This is a genomic window from Flavobacterium sp. FlaQc-47 (genome assembly GCF_044006475.1).
Classification (GTDB): Bacteria; Bacteroidota; Bacteroidia; order Flavobacteriales; family Flavobacteriaceae; genus Flavobacterium.
Genome location: NZ_JBIPCQ010000003.1, coordinates 548,266 through 564,336, shown reverse-complemented (window position 1 = coordinate 564,336; position 16,071 = coordinate 548,266). Strand labels below are relative to the sequence as shown.

Sequence of the window (16,071 nt, the reverse complement as noted above, 5' to 3'; positions counted from 1 at the left end):
TCATAATGAAACAGGCTTTTTTTGTGACCGCGGAGGGGTTCGAACCCCCAACCCTCAGAGCCGAAATCTGATATTCTATCCAGTTGAACTACGCGGTCTTTTGATTGCATTGTTGAGTTCAGATTTTAGATTATTGAATGAAATCTAAAATCTGAAATCTAGAATTCTTTAAACTAAAAGTTTCTTAACGATTGTAGAAATAGTTTTTCCTTCAGCAGTTCCGCCTAATTGAGCAGAAGCTAATCCCATTACTTTACCCATTGAAGCAATTCCTGAAGCGCCTGTTTCAGCAATGATTTTTGCAATTACCGCTTCTACTTCTTCTTCACTTAATTGAGCAGGTAAAAATTTCTCGATTACAGCAATTTGTGCTAATTCCGGTTCAGCTAAGTCAGGACGATTTTGTTCTGTAAATATTCTGGCACTTTCTTTACGTGTTTTAACCAATCTTTGAAGCAATTTTATTTCATCATCTTCCGTTAATTCTTCTTTAGAACCTGTTGATGTTGCAGCTAATAACATTTCTGATTTAATTGCTCTTAAAGCTTCTAGTGCTACTGTATCTTTTGCTCTCATGGCGGTTTTGATCTCGTCCATGATTAATGTTTGTAAACTCATCTTTGTTTTATTTTAATAAGCTATGCTTATGATTGATGCATTTATTTAAAATTACTAGTTTATCCTGAGCAAAGCCCAAGGACCCGAACTGACAACTAATATTAACTTTAAAAGTTACGTATAGAAGTCAAATTTTAAATTCTGTGCGAAGATAAAAAAAATAACCCGAAAATTAAATCCAATTTTCGGGCTATCTTCATTATTATGATTGTAAAATTAATCTACGTTGTCGTGCAAAAATGAATTGTTTGAACGCAATTGCAAATCGTTGTTACTATCTGTTCCAACTGATATTCTCGAATTGTTATTATTTGATTGTGAATTTGATAAATCAATACCTAATCTTTTGTAAGCAGGCTCTTTTTCAAGTTCATCAATTCTCGTAGCATTATTGTTGTGGAATTTATAATTAAATTCTTTTAGTTTCTTTCTTCTTTCTTCTGCTCTTAAGCGTAAAGTTTCTTCGATTGTTAATTCAAGCGGAGAAGCTTCTGAAGTAGTGGTAAAAGCAGCCTCGCTTGCAAAATCGACTTTTGGCTTCATGGTGATATTTAATTCCGCAGGAATTACTTCTTCAACCACTTTATCCACAGGCTTTGATGCTACAAGTTCATTTTCAACCTCCATATATTCCTCTAGCGAATATTTGATGATTCCTTTATCCGAAACTTCTGTAACCGGCACAAATTGTACTGGATCATTCACTTTAATATTACGGGTTTCATTCGTTAATTCGAATAAAATTTTGTTTTCCTGCTGAGCAACCGGTTCTTTTTTAACTTCCGGCTCTGATCTGAAAAGAGGTAAATCAAATGAAAATGTTGTTTGCTCTTCTCTTTCAAAAACTCTTTGCTGAACTGGTTGTGTCTGCTGAAAAGTTGGTGCTTCCGGAGATGAAATAGTAAAATCAATGTCTGTAATAGGCGAAACAATTTCGAATGTTACATCAAGATTTTTAATAAACTCTGACATTATTACTAATTCTTCCTTATTCATTGAAGGATTTACTGCTGGAGCAACCGCAACAACCGGAGTAACTTCAATTGGAGCAACTTCAACTGGAGTAACTTGTGTAGGTGCAAACGGAGTTATCTCCTCTTCATCTTCCATTAAATCAAAAACAATTTTCTCTTCTGATTTTGAAGTAGGTGTTTCAGCATTTAAATCAAAGGAAGTAACTGTTTTATTCGATAAATTATGAACACTTCTTTGCTCATCTTCTAACGTATGAATGATTTTTTTAGGCTCTGTATTTACAATTTCATTTTGTTGTTCAACATCAAAACCTGTTGCAATAATAGTCACGGCAATAGCATCACCAAGAGTTTCGTCTTCACCAACTCCCATGATAATATTAGCATTATGACCTGCTTCTACCTGAATGTGATCATTGATTTCTCCAATCTCATCCAATGTGATTTCGTTTGATCCAGAAACGATAAGCAACAATACGTTTTTGGCTCCTGTAATTTTGTTGTCGTTTAACAACGGAGAATCCAATGCTGAAACGATAGCATCTTTTGCTCTGTTTTCACCCGCCGCAACAGAAGATCCCATGATAGCTGTTCCACTATTCGAAAGAACAGTTTTAGCATCTCGTAAATCGATATTTTGAGTATAGTGATGCGTAATTACTTCTGCGATACCTCTTGAGGCTGTTGCCAAAACTTCATCCGCTTTAGAGAATCCTGCTTTGAAACCAAGATTTCCGTATACTTCTCTTAATTTATTATTATTAATTACAATTAACGAATCGACTTGCTTACGCAATTTTTCGATTCCTAAAAGTGCTTGCTCCTGACGTACTTTCCCTTCAAACTGAAAAGGAATTGTCACGATACCAACAGTCAGGATTTCTCTTTCTTTTGCTAATTGTGCAATTACCGGAGCTGCTCCTGTTCCTGTTCCTCCACCCATACCAGCAGTAATAAATACCATCTTAGTACCACGGTCTAACATTTTTTCGATATCGGCGATACTTTCAATAGCTGATTGCTGTCCTACATCAGGATTTGCTCCTGCTCCAAGACCTTCTGTTAAATTCATACCTAACTGAATTTTGTTAGGTACAGAACTGTTCTGTAGTGCCTGTGAATCAGTATTACAAACGATGAAATCAACGCCTTTAATACCTTGTTTAAACATATGGTTGATAGCATTACTACCACCTCCACCTACACCTATTACTTTAATTACATTTGATTGATTTTTTGGTAAATCAAATGAAATACTTCCAAATTCTGAGTTGCTCATCATCTTTTTGGTTTTTGAAATTCTTATTTAATACATTTTTTACTTCTTGACTTGGGGCAAAAAGTAATTCCTTTTCTTATTTACTCTAACTCTATTCTGCGTTGTCTAAAAAATCTTTGATTTTATCGACATATCTATCAAAAAATGATCTTCTGATTTTGGTCTCCGTAGATTCTGCTTTATTCCCATTATTTCTGCCATCTCTGGAATCTTCAATAGTTTCTACTCTTTCAACGTAGTTTTCTTCAACTTCGTATCGTGGTTGTACCGGTTGTTGTATTTGAGGTGGTACATTTCTGTATACCACTTTTGGCTGCTCATTTACCAGCTCCATTCTAACGGCACTTTGAGTACTGTTTTCGATACTGTTCATTACTAAACCAACAGCTGTTGCATATAATGGACTAGAAATTTCTTCGCTTGAATTACCTGCTAAATGCTCATTTGGATATCCTATTCTGGTATCCATACCAGTGATATACTCTACTAATTGCTTGATGTGTTTTAGCTCAGCTCCTCCACCTGTAAGGACAATTCCTGCAATTAATTTTTTACGCGGATCTTCGTGTCCGTAAGCCTTAATTTCTGCAAAAACCTGTTCTATAATTTCAACTACACGAGCATGAATAATTTTAGATAAGTTTTTAAGCGAAATTTCTTTTGGCTCTCTTCCTCTTAAACCCGGAATAGAAACAATTTCGTTGTCTTTATTTTCTCCCGGCCAGGCTGATCCGAATTTTGTTTTTAAAAGCTCTGCCTGTTTTTCAATAATCGAACAACCTTCTTTAATATCTTCTGTGATCACATTTCCTCCAAAAGGAATTACTGCGGTATGACGAATAATACCATTTTTAAAAATAGCTAAATCTGTTGTTCCTCCACCAATATCAATTAAAGCTACACCGGCTTCTTTTTCTTCCTGACTTAAAACCGCATCTGCAGACGCTAAAGGTTCTAATGTCAATCCTGACAATTCGATTCCTGAACTCTGAATACATCTTCCAACATTTCTGATAGATGATGCCTGCCCCACTACTACGTGAAAACTAGATTCTAATCTTCCGCCGTACATCCCGATAGGTTCTTTAATTTCAGATTGTCCGTCGATTTTAAACTCCTGCGGCAAAACGTGAATAATTTCTTCTCCCGGTAACATTGCCAGTTTATTTACCTGGTCAATCAATAGCTGAATATCATTTTCACCAATTACTTCTTCCGGATTACTACGGCTGATGTAATCTGTATGCTGAATACTTCTTATGTGTTGTCCTGCGATTCCCACGACAACATCTTTTATTTTATAACCTGAATTGTTTTCCGCTTCAAGTATTGCTTGCTGAATAGATTGAATAGTTTGTGTAATATTACTTACAACCCCTCTGGCAACGCCCAAACTTTTGGATTTACCAATACCCAAAATTTCTAATTTACCATACTCGTTCTTTCTGCCAATCATGGCAACTATTTTTGTCGTTCCAATATCTAGACCTACTGCAATGTTATCTTTTTCCATTTTCTATTATTTTGTGCAAACTACTTGTTCCGTAAACCTAAGGTCAATCTTACTATATTTATATAACGAACTATCTAAAACCGCTTTTTGAAAAAAGGCTTTATAGTTATTAAATTTCTTATCAACATTCATCGTTCTGCCAAAATCGATGAAGTAATTATAATTTCTATTAAACATTTTTAAGCTACCATTAGGCATAATTTGAATTGCAATGATGTTTTTTTTCAAAAACGCATCGTCATAAATTGTGCGAAATAGAGTAGCTAAATCTTCGTTATTTTTTTTATTTATTGCCCCGGAAACAAGAGGAACCCGAGCAGTATAATTGTCTGACAAAGGCATTTTATTACCCTCATAGTCAATATAAAAAGAAGCGGTACCATCATAAACTCGCGCTATTGGTGTCTTCTGTTTTACTACTGCTTTTAGAACGCCATCAATACTTACAAAAACATTTGATTTCTCAATCATCTCTTGCGTATCAAGGGTTTTCTCAATCTTATTCAAATCTAGTTCATCTTTTCGGATACTGGAAGCATCTCTTTTATTTTCTATTAACAATTTATTAACCGTCTCAGGCTTTACAAAAAGCGTATTTTCTCCTACAAAAACAACCATTGATTTTTTTAATTTTCTATCTCCGTTTCGATGTTGAGCAAAAGAATATAGAAAAAGTACAAGCCCTAAAATGAGAATTAATCTAACATTTGTCCAATTAAATATTTTCATTTAGCATTTTTTTAATTGACGGAACCATTTCACCAATATCACCAGCTCCTATTGTTACAATTATTGGCGCATCACTGGCTTTGATTTCCGCTAATAAATCACTTTTTGCAACAATTTTTTTGTTCGCATTTGTCATTTTTCCTAACAGCCAATCAGATGTAATCCCTTCCATCGGTAATTCGCGTGCCGGATAAATATCCATTAAAAACACTTCATCAAAAGCGGATAAACTTTCGGCAAATCCATCAGCAAAATCTCTTGTTCTGCTAAACAAATGCGGCTGAAAAATGGCTAATACTTTACGTGCCGGATATAATTCCGTAACCGCTTGATGAACAGCATTTATTTCTGTTGGATGATGCGCATAATCATCTATATAAACTAATTCTTCAGTTTTAATCTGATAAGAAAAACGTCTTCTGATACCCTTAAAAGAAGCCAAAGCTTTTGCAATTGCATCCGTTGGAGTTCCAAAAGTTTTAGCCATTGCAATAGCCATTAATCCATTCATTAAATTATGCTTTCCTGGCAATCCAAAACGCAAATCTTTCATGATTTCTGATGGCGTCTGCACATCAAAGACATAACTTCCGTTTTCTATCCTAACATTGAAAGCTTTATATACAGCATCTTCATTTATAGCACATTGCACTCCTTCAAGTGGCAATTCTTTTGTTATAAACAGCTTATTTTTATCTTCTACTTTATTAGCAAATTCTACAAACGACGCTTCAATTGCTTCACTTGTTCCGTAAATATCCAAATGATCCGCATCCATCGATGTGATACAAGCAATATTGGGGTGTAAATGCAAAAACGAACGATCAAATTCATCTGCTTCTACAACTGTCACGGTTTTTCCGCTTCCAATTAAGTTAGAGTTATAATTTTCTACAATTCCGCCCACAAAAGCCGTAACATCAGCTCCGCTTTCAAATAGAATATGTCCTAAAATACTTGAAGTGGTAGTTTTACCGTGCGTTCCCGCAACAGCAAAACAGAAAGTGTCCTTGGTTATAATTCCTAAAACTTCTGCACGTTTTTTAAGCTGATAGTCTCTTTCTAAAAAGTAGTTCCACTCTGAATGTGTTTTGGGTACCGCAGGAGTTATAATGACTAATGTATTTTCAGCATAATAATCAGAAGGAATCAAACTAATATTATCTTCAAAATGAATATCAATACCGCTTTCGACTAACTCATTTGTCAGCATTGACGGCGTTTTATCGTAACCCGAAACCTGTTTCCCGATATTTTTAAAATAGCGGGCCAGAGCACTCATCCCGATGCCTCCAATACCAATAAAATAAACGTTTTGTATTTGATTTAAATTCATTTTAATTTTTGATTTTGAGCTATTTACAAACAGTTCTTTTTTATAAAAAACTAGTAACTAGGTCTTTGCATTTTTCTTATCTTAATAACTCAAAACGCCTAAAAATAACGTTCTGCTCTATATAAATTGTTGTATAATTTTTCTAAAAAATTACATTATAACAACTTTTCTATTTGTTCTACAATCGCTTTTGTAGCATTTGGCATAGCCAGTTTTTTGATATTCTCACTCAATTGTTTTTGTTTTCCCTGATCTTTTAATAAAGCCTCAAAAACAATACTAAACTGAGTGTCTAATTCTGACTCTTTCAATAAAATAGCTCCTTTTGCATCTACAATTGCCTTCGCATTTTTAGTCTGATGATCTTCGGCTACATTAGGTGACGGAATAAAAATTACCGGTTTCCCAACAATACACAATTCAGATACTGAGGATGCTCCCGCACGTGAAATAATCACATCTGCCGCAGCATAAACAAAATCCATTCTTTCAATAAAATCAACAACTCTTACGTTTTGCTGATTGTGTTTTTTATAATCTTCAAAATATAATTTTCCGCATTGCCAGATAATCTGAACATCCTGAGAAAGTATATTTTGTAACTCTTTTTCAATTAACTGATTGACTCTTCTTGCTCCTAAACTTCCACCCAGAATTAGTAATGTCTTTTTATTAGGATCCAAACCATAAAAAGTAATGGCTTCATCACGTTTAATTTCAATATCAATTAAATCCTGACGAACTGGATTTCCTGTTAAAATCATTTTATTTTTAGGAAAAAATCTTTCCAGATTTTGGTATGCCACACAAATTGCATTTGCTTTCTTACTCAACAATTTGTTTGTAATCCCCGGAAACGAATTTTGTTCCTGAATCACTGTTGGAATTCCTGCTAAACCTGCCGCTTGTAATAAAGGTCCGCTTGCGAAACCTCCTGTTCCTATAACCACATTTGGTCTAAACTGCCTGATGATTCTTCTAGATTCCAGCAAGCTTGTTGCCAGTTTTAGCGGAAACATCAAGTTCTGTAAAGTCAATTTCCTTTGTATACCCGCAATCCAGAGTCCTTTTATTTCATAACCTGCCTGAGGTACTTTTTGCATTTCCATTTTGTCTTTAGCACCTACAAAAAGAAATTCAGCATCAGGAAATTTCAACTTTAATTCATTAGCAATCGCAATCGCAGGATAAATATGTCCTCCTGTACCGCCACCACTTAATATGAATTTATAATTTGTCATATTTTTAAAAGTTATTCGCTTTAAAAATTATTCTATTTACTCTTTTTATTTATTCAAAACTGCATTCATCGGATTCCTGGAATTATCTTCAATTGAATACATTCCTTCCTCTTCATAAACTCCTGCCTTCTCATATTCAATTTCATCTTCTACAGCTAATTCCTTGTCAATTAATCTTTGAAGTGCTTCTTTCCTTCTTTCCTTTTCTTCCTGCTCTTCTGCGATTTCTTCTTCTTTTTTAGTCACGCTGATGATAATCCCAAGAGAAAAACAAGTCATCCAGATAGAACTTCCTCCACTACTTATCAGCGGAAGCGTTTGCCCTGTAACAGGCAATAATTCTACTGCAACTGCCATATTGATCATCGCCTGAAATATCATTGGAAATCCAAGCCCGACGACGACTAATTTCCCAAATAACGTAGTTGCTTTATGTGACGCAATTACAAACCTGAACAATAACAATAAGTACAAAACCAATATTGAAACGCCGCCAACTAAACCATATTCTTCAACAATAATCGCGTAGATAAAATCTGAAGATGATTGTGGTAAAAAGTTTTTCTGAACACTTTTTCCTGGTCCAACTCCGCCAAATCTTCCTGATGCAATTGCAATTTTTGCTTTCTCGATTTGATAATCATCTTCATCAGGTTTGTCTGTGGTGAAGTTCTCAATACGACTTCCCCATGTTCCTACCCTGCTAAAAAATCTTGAATCCGGAAAAGCCTTTGCTACCAAAAGAAAGAATGCTAACATTGCGATTCCTGAACCTATGATAAAACCAATATATTTTAATGGATATCGACCAATAAAAGTCAACATTATTACCATTGCAAATATCAACGCAGTGGTCGAAAAGTTAGCTGGCAAAATAAGTGCCAATGTTATAAAAACCGGCAACCAAAGCTGAATTAACGACGTTTGAAATGGTTCATTTTCTTCTCTGGTTTTAGACAAATAACGTGCTACATAAATAAACAATATACTCGCCGCTAATGTTGACGTTTGAAACGTAATACCTATAAAAGGCACCTGAATCCAGCGACTTGCATTTGCTCCGGCAATCACCGTTCCTTTCAATAATGTATACAGTAAAAGAAACCACACTACAGGCAAAGCAATTTTTGAAATCGCCCTGAAATAATGATATGGCACTTTGTGAACCCAATAAATAATCAGGAAACCAATACAAATATGAGCCAGATGTTTTACTAAATAACCCAATGTGTTCCCCGTTCCGTGACCGATATAAGCCAGATTACTACTCGCACTAAAAACAGGCATAAACGAAAACAGCGCTAATAAAGCCACGAATGACCATATTACTCTATCTCCTTTTAATTTGTTTACTAACTCCTTCATGTCTTTAGTTTCAAGTTTTATTTTGTTTCATGTTTCAAGTTTTCACATAACGTGAAACCTGAAACTTGAAACTATTTTTTACAAATTGTGCACCGCTTGCTTAAATTGTTTTCCTCTGTCTTCGTAACTCTCGAATAAATCGAAACTTGCGCAGGCCGGAGATAATAAAACAGCATCACCTTTTTCAGTTAAACGTTGTGCTGTTTTTACAGCATCGTTCATATTATTTACTTCAACCATTATATCCACAACATCCCCAAAAGCAGTGATAATTTTATGATTATCAACTCCAAGACAAATAATTGCTTTTACTTTTTCACGAACTAATGACATTAATTCGTTATAATCGTTTCCTTTGTCAACTCCACCAACAATCCAAACCGTTGGAACATTCATACTGTCTAAAGCAAAAAAAGTAGCATTTACATTTGTTGCTTTTGAATCGTTGATATATTGAACATTCTGGATTTTTAATACTTTTTCTAAACGGTGTTCAACACCTTGAAAATTAGATAAACTTTCGCGAATTGTTGCATTTCTAATTTGCATCAATTTTGCTACAGAGCTTGCTGCCATTGCGTTTTTCATGTTATGTTTTCCTTCTAACGCAATGTATTCTGTTTCCATTGTAAACTCTTCTTGGTTGATCTTTATTTCCATTTTGTTGTTATTTATAGAAGCCCCTTCATCGAATGTTTTAGTCAATGAAAAAGGAATTAATTTTGCTTTTGTTGTGTTATTTTTTAACCATTCGGCAATTGCCTCATCATCTGCATCGTAAATAAGATAATCGCTTTCGGTTTGATTCATTGTTATGCGAAACTTTGAATCAATGTATTTTTGATATTTATATTCGTATCGGTCTAAATGATCCGGACTAATATTTGTTATTATGGCAATATCCGGTCTGTAATCTATGATTCCGTCAAGCTGAAAACTACTTAGTTCAAGCACATAGGCATCATATTTATTATCTGCTACCTGCCAGGCAAAACTTTTGCCAATGTTTCCACCTAAACCAACATTCAAACCTGCTGATTTCAGCAAATGATGCGTTAACATTGTTGTCGTTGTTTTACCGTTACTTCCTGTAATCCCAACTGTTAATGCTTCGGTAAAAGGTATTGCGAATTCAATTTCAGAAATCACTTTTATTCCGGCTGCAATAAGTTTTTGTACTATGGGAGATTTCTCAGGAATTCCGGGACTTTTCATCACCACGTCGGCGTTTAAAATCAGGTCTTCGGTATGTTTTTCTTCTTCCCAGTCAATTTTATTAATGATAAGAACTTCTTTATAGCTTTCTTTTATTTTTCCAAAATCAGATACAAAAACATCGTATCCTTTTTTCTTCCCCAGAATAGCGGTACCTACACCACTTTCTCCTCCTCCTAATACTACTAACCTCATACTTTATATAATTAAAAATTGAGAATTAAAAATTAAAAATCTATTACACGAGGCTTTTAATTGTTTCACATTTTCCCTTTTAGGGTTATTATAATTTTTGCTAATATTTTACATATTTCTTCTGCTTCACTATGAATGCTTTCAAATTCTATTACTGAAATATAATCTGTGGCTTTCAATAGTTTTAACCAATAAATTGTTTCCCTTGCTTCTTTGTAAGAAATCTCAAGTTTAAACAGAAACTCTTTATCAGAACGTCCTCCAATTGACTCTTCTATATTTGCTCCAATTGAAGTTCCACATCTTAAAATTTGTTTACTCAAAACAAATTCTTTCTTTACCGTGGTTAGATGCTTGTACAAATTGATTATTCTAACCGCAAAAAGAAATGATTTATTCTGAATAACATTTTCTTTCATTTCTAAGAACTTTTAATTTTTAATTCTCAATTTTTAATTTAAAAATTATCTAAGTTTTAAAGTAACGATTGATAATATGGCTAACATGATGGCAACGATCCAGAATCTGGTTACAATTTTACTTTCATGATATCCTTTCTTTTGATAATGATGATGTAATGGCGACATCAGAAAAATTCTTCGGCCTTCGCCATAACGTTTTTTAGTGAATTTAAAATAACTCACTTGTAAAACCACTGAGAAATTTTCTACTAAAAAGATTCCACACAATAGCGGAATCAATAATTCCTTACGAACTGCAATTGCCAAAACTGCAATGATTCCTCCAATGGTCAAACTTCCTGTATCTCCCATAAAGACCGATGCGGGATACGAATTGTACCAAAGAAACCCAATCAAGGCTCCCACAAATGCGGATATAAAAACGGTCATCTCTCCCGAATTTGGGATGTACATAATATTTAGATAATTCGAAAAAATAATATTTCCGGAAACAAACGTAAATATCCCGAGCGCGAGCACAGATACTGCCGAAGTTCCTGCGGCGAGACCGTCAATTCCGTCTGTTAAATTTGCTCCGTTTGAAACCGCCGTGATGATAAAAATAACAACCGGAATAAAAATCAACCATGCCCATTTTTCATATCCTTCGCCTGTCCATGCTAATAATTCAGCATAATCAAATTCATTATTTTTTACGAACGGAATTGTTGTTGCTGTTGATTTTTCCTCAATTGGCGCAGGTAAAATCACAGTCGTATTGGTTGTAGTTCTAAAAACATCTGTTCTGCCAGTATCTGTTCTAACAGTTACAGCAGGATTAAAATAAAGAACTGCTCCAACGATGATCCCCAAACCAACTTGCCCAATAACTTTAAAAATACCTTTAAGTCCTTGTTTGTCTTTTTTGAATATTTTAATATAATCGTCTACAAAACCTATTGTTCCCATCCAAAGTGTAGTTACAATAAGCAATACGATATAAATATTATGCAAACGAGCAAATAACAAAACCGGTAAAAGCGTTGCAAAAATGATAATAAGTCCACCCATAGTTGGCGTTCCTGCTTTTTCATTTTGACCAGCCAGACCTAACTCACGAACGGTTTCGCCAACTTGTTGTTTACGCAAAAAGTTTATAATTCTTTTTCCGTAAATCGTTGACAAAAGCAATGAAAGCATCAATGCTAAAGCCGATCTGAATGTGATATACTGAAACACTCCTGTCCCGGGTATATCTAATGTTTTGTCTAAATATTCAAATAAATAGTATAGCATATATCTTGGTTTATTTGTTTAATTGTTTTTGTTAGTTTTTTTGATTTTATAATTATTCGGTTAAACGAATAACCTATTCACCGTTTAAACTTTATTTTCCCAGTTGTTCTAAAATTTCCTTTACAGTTTCCATATCATCAAAATGATTTCGAACACCGTTTATTTCCTGATATGTTTCATGCCCTTTTCCGGCGATTAAAATAATATCAGTTGGCTGAGCCAATTGACACGCGGTTTTAATTGCTTGTTTTCGATCTGTAATTCTCAATAATTTTTTATAATTATGAGCTTCAACTCCTTTTTCCATTTCATCCAGAATCACTTCAGGATCTTCGTTTCTTGGATTATCCGATGTTAAAATTGCTTTATCACTTAGATCTGTCGCAATTTTTGCCATAATTGGTCTTTTAGTTTTATCTCGATTTCCTCCGCAACCCACAACTGTAAACAATTGTTCGTTTTTTGTACGGATATCAGCAATCGTTTTTAGAACATTATCTAAAGCATCCGGCGTATGGGCATAATCTACAATTGCAGTAACATTTCCTGCTGAAACAATATATTGAAAACGACCCGAAACACTTTCTAAATCAGATAGTAAACGCAATGCTTCCAGACTATCCATTCCTAATTCTACAGCCGTTCCGTAAATTGCCAAAACGTTGTAAGCGTTAAAAGTCCCAATTAGTTTTACCCAAACTTCATTGTCGTTCACCTTCAATAATAAGCCTGATAATTGACTTTCTAATATTGTTGCTTTAAAATCTGCGTATGTTTTTAAGGCATAGGTACGTTTTCTGGCCACTGTATTTTGCAACATCACAGGTCCGTTTTTATCGTCGATATTGGATAAAGCGAAAGCTGTTTTAGGCAACGAATCAAAAAATGACTTTTTAACATCTCTGTATTCTGCAAAAGTTGGATGATAATCCAAATGATCGTGCGACAGATTTGTAAAAACTCCTCCAACAAAATGCAAAGCTTCTGTTCTTTTCTGGTGAATTCCGTGTGAACTCACTTCCATAAAACAATGCGTTACACCTGCTTCAATCATTTCGTTTAAATAATGATTGATTGTAATTGAATCCGGTGTTGTGTGCGTTGCTCTATATTCGGTTTCATCCACCATGATTTTTACGGTTGACAATAAACCAACTTTAAAACCTGCTTTTTGAAACAACTGAAACAATAACGAAGCAATTGTTGTTTTTCCGTTTGTACCGGTTACGCCAACTAATTTTAATTTTTCAGAAGGATTTCCAAAATAATTAGCAGCCATGAAAGCCAAAGCCGAATTGGTATCTTTTACTTGAATGTAAGTGATCCCTTTTTCAACATTTTCAGGTAACGTATCGCAAATAATCGCAATTGCACCTAATTGAATGGCTTTTTCTATATAATCATGACCATCAGAAAGTGATCCGCGAATGGCTACAAAAACATCATTTGCTTCAATTTTTCTTGAATCAAAATCAATTTTATGTATATCAATCTCTGTCGAACCTGTTACAGATTCAATAGCTACTTTATATAATATGTCTTTCAGTACTTTCACGATAATTCTAATACTATTGTTGTGTTTTTACTAATATTTTGTCCAGCCTGTAAAGACTGTTTTTTTACTTTTCCAACTCCGTTTACTTTAACTTTTAAACCTAAATTTTCCAGTAAAGCAATCGCGTCCATTCCCGGCATTCCTTTTAAATCCGGAACCTGATTTGATTTTTTATTCGCTTCAACAACATAATATTTATCATAACTGGAATCCTGTTTTGGCACTCTTGAATCCAGTTTTTTAATTTTATTTGTTGATGGCGCATCTGTAAATATTTTTTGGGCAATTCTTTTAAAAACCGGTCCCGCAACATCTGCTCCGTAATAGTTGTTTTTTGATGTATTAGGTTTATGAACCACTACAATACAGGAATATTTAGGATGATCAGCAGGAAAATATCCCACGAATGAAGAAGCGTAATACAATGCAGACTTTCCTTCTTTCCCACCATAATTGACCTGAGCCGTTCCGGTTTTTCCTGCCATCGAAAAATCTTTCGAATACAACTTAGAGCCTGTTCCTTTTTTAACTACATTTTCTAATACTGCTCTTAACTTTTTAATGGTTTCCGGTGAACATACTTTTGGATTTATTACTTCAACATCAAATTTCTTGATGGTCTTGTTCCATTCTTTTATTTCTGATACAAACTGAGGTTTTACCATTACGCCATTATTGGCAACTGAATTGTAAAAAGCCAAAGTCTGCATTGGCGTAACCGAAACTCCATAACCAAAAGCCATCCACGGAAGTGAAACTCCTGACCAGTGTTTATCGCCAGGTTGTGGTATATAAGGTCTTCCTTCTCCTTTAAAATGCAATCCCAATGTTTTATTTAATCCGTACGAATTGATATGATTGACAAATTTAGAAGGGTTGTTCTTGTAATTATTATAAACCGCCTGAACCATTACCGTATTTGACGAAAGCTCGAAACCGCGCGCTAATGAAACCTTCCCGTAACCTGATCTGTGCGAATCCGTAACAGTACGCCCATAATATTTCACTTGTCCGTTGTGACTATCAAAAACAGTACTTGTATCCGCTACTTTATCGTCTAAAATCGCCATTAAATCGACTAATTTAAATGTAGATCCCGGCTCATGAGACTCTGCTACAGCATAATTTGTAGTTTCATAATAGGACCCGTCTTCGCCTCTTCCTAAATTCGAAATCGCTTTTACATGTCCCGTTTCAGTTTCCATAACTACTACACAACCGTGATCAGCTTCGTATTCTTCAAGCTGTTTTAATAGAGCGTGATGTGCAATATCCTGAATAAAAACATCAATTGTAGAGATTACATCATAACCATCTACAGGATCAACTTCATTTAAATCACGAATAGGTTTCCATTGTCCTTTGGCAATTTTTTGTTTTAAAATTTTACCGTCTTTTCCGTTTAGATAACTTTTAAAAGCCCATTCGATTCCTTTCCCTACTTCAACTCCTGTTGCAGGGTCAATACGATCGTAACCAATTGTTCTTTCAGCAATTTTTCCTATCGGATGTTTTCTAACCGTTTCCTGCTCAATAATAATTCCTCCTTTAAAAGCTCCTAAATTGAATAATGGAAAACCTTTAATTTTTACATATTCAGTATAACTTAAATTGCGGGCAATCAAATAGTAGCGATTTTTATTTTCTCTTGCTTTTCTTAGTTCTTTTTCAAAATAACTTCCCGTTTTATCAAAAACAGTTGCTAAAGAATCTGATAACGCTTTTACATGCTTTTCAAAAGTTTCTGTTTTTGGCGCTTTTGCATCGAAACGAATTTCATAATTAGGAATCGATGTTGCCAGTAAACTTCCGTCAGCCGAATAAATATTTCCTTTGTTTGCCGGAATTACAAAATTTCGAACTGTACGTTGTTTTGCCAGTTTTCTGTAATAATCTCCTTCAACCCATTGAATATTGGTTAACTTAACAACAATAGCAATTGCCATCACAAAGATGAAAACTGCTACGAGGTAAATTCTGTAGGATATATTTTTATCGTCTACTGCCATATTCTTTTAAAGAAATTTTTTTCTTCTTCTTTTTTAACTTCTATTTTAACCGGAGGAACTGTTGACGGATAAATTTGTTTTTCAAACATTTTATCGGATATCGTTGATTCCATTTTCAATTTCATTAACTCTGAACGTCGATCTACAAATTCAGATCGCAATTCTTTTACTTCATTATTCAGTTTTGCAATTTCAAAAACCTTTTGTTCGTATCGTTGTGTATTTGCAATCATCAAAATAGCAAGCAGAATTATAAAAACAATGAATCGCCAGTTTTTTACTGCGTCATCGTTTAAAAGAAATCTTGCTTTTAATATGCCAAATACTCCACTTTTCATTTCTACC

General features: G+C 34.4%; 13 protein-coding genes and 1 tRNA gene. All 14 read right to left on the bottom strand.

The genetic code is table 11. The features are described 5' to 3' along the window. Window positions 1-24: 24 nt before the first annotated feature. Window positions 25-98: transfer RNA gene (locus ACHRVX_RS12050), tRNA-Arg, on the bottom strand. Between the two features lie 70 nt (window positions 99-168). Continuing rightward, complete coding sequence (locus ACHRVX_RS12045; protein ID WP_213305106.1) at window positions 169-618, bottom strand: GatB/YqeY domain-containing protein; 450 nt, start codon at window positions 616-618, stop codon at window positions 169-171. Between the two features lie 216 nt (window positions 619-834). Then, window positions 835-2,874: a cell division protein FtsZ gene (gene ftsZ / locus ACHRVX_RS12040; protein ID WP_395332484.1), complete on the bottom strand. Its 2,040-nt coding sequence runs from the start codon at window positions 2,872-2,874 to the stop codon at window positions 835-837. Window positions 2,875-2,962: 88 nt separating this feature from the next. Then, window positions 2,963-4,384: a cell division protein FtsA gene (ftsA, locus tag ACHRVX_RS12035; protein WP_395332482.1), complete on the bottom strand. Its 1,422-nt coding sequence runs from the start codon at window positions 4,382-4,384 to the stop codon at window positions 2,963-2,965. A gap of 6 nt (window positions 4,385-4,390) precedes the next feature. Then, window positions 4,391-5,113 carry a cell division protein FtsQ/DivIB gene (locus ACHRVX_RS12030; RefSeq protein WP_395332480.1) on the bottom strand — a complete coding sequence of 241 codons (723 nt, stop codon included), beginning with the start codon at window positions 5,111-5,113 and terminating at the stop codon, window positions 4,391-4,393. Next, a complete protein-coding gene (gene murC / locus ACHRVX_RS12025; RefSeq protein ID WP_395332478.1) occupies window positions 5,100-6,449 on the bottom strand; it encodes a UDP-N-acetylmuramate--L-alanine ligase in 1,350 nt (449 codons plus the stop codon). Before murC ends, ACHRVX_RS12030 begins: the two co-directional genes overlap by 14 nt. A gap of 155 nt (window positions 6,450-6,604) precedes the next feature. Then, window positions 6,605-7,690: an undecaprenyldiphospho-muramoylpentapeptide beta-N-acetylglucosaminyltransferase gene (gene murG, locus ACHRVX_RS12020; RefSeq protein WP_395332476.1), complete on the bottom strand. Its 1,086-nt coding sequence runs from the start codon at window positions 7,688-7,690 to the stop codon at window positions 6,605-6,607. Window positions 7,691-7,735: 45 nt separating this feature from the next. Continuing rightward, complete coding sequence (locus tag ACHRVX_RS12015) at window positions 7,736-9,055, bottom strand: FtsW/RodA/SpoVE family cell cycle protein (protein ID WP_395332474.1); 1,320 nt, start codon at window positions 9,053-9,055, stop codon at window positions 7,736-7,738. 78 nt (window positions 9,056-9,133) lie between these two features. Next, on the bottom strand, window positions 9,134-10,465 hold the full coding sequence (gene murD / locus ACHRVX_RS12010; protein WP_395332472.1) for a UDP-N-acetylmuramoyl-L-alanine--D-glutamate ligase: 1,332 nt from the start codon (window positions 10,463-10,465) through the stop codon (window positions 9,134-9,136). A 65-nt stretch (window positions 10,466-10,530) separates the two neighbouring features. Further along, window positions 10,531-10,884, bottom strand: coding sequence for a four helix bundle protein (locus ACHRVX_RS12005; RefSeq protein WP_395332470.1), 354 nt, complete (start codon window positions 10,882-10,884; stop codon window positions 10,531-10,533). A 45-nt stretch (window positions 10,885-10,929) separates the two neighbouring features. After that, the gene (gene mraY / locus ACHRVX_RS12000) at window positions 10,930-12,162 is read right to left on the bottom strand and encodes a phospho-N-acetylmuramoyl-pentapeptide-transferase (RefSeq protein WP_395332468.1); all 1,233 of its coding nucleotides are present in this window, start codon (window positions 12,160-12,162) and stop codon (window positions 10,930-10,932) included. A 91-nt stretch (window positions 12,163-12,253) separates the two neighbouring features. Continuing rightward, on the bottom strand, window positions 12,254-13,717 hold the full coding sequence (locus ACHRVX_RS11995; RefSeq protein WP_395332466.1) for a UDP-N-acetylmuramoyl-L-alanyl-D-glutamate--2,6-diaminopimelate ligase: 1,464 nt from the start codon (window positions 13,715-13,717) through the stop codon (window positions 12,254-12,256). Next, window positions 13,714-15,726 (bottom strand): penicillin-binding protein, encoded by a 2,013-nt coding sequence (locus ACHRVX_RS11990; protein ID WP_395332464.1) that lies wholly within the window; start codon window positions 15,724-15,726, stop codon window positions 13,714-13,716. Before ACHRVX_RS11990 ends, ACHRVX_RS11995 begins: the two co-directional genes overlap by 4 nt. After that, entirely contained in the window at window positions 15,717-16,064 is a 348-nt protein-coding gene (locus ACHRVX_RS11985; protein ID WP_213305072.1) for an FtsL-like putative cell division protein, read from the bottom strand. Before ACHRVX_RS11985 ends, ACHRVX_RS11990 begins: the two co-directional genes overlap by 10 nt. Between the last annotated feature and the right edge of the window lie 7 nt (window positions 16,065-16,071).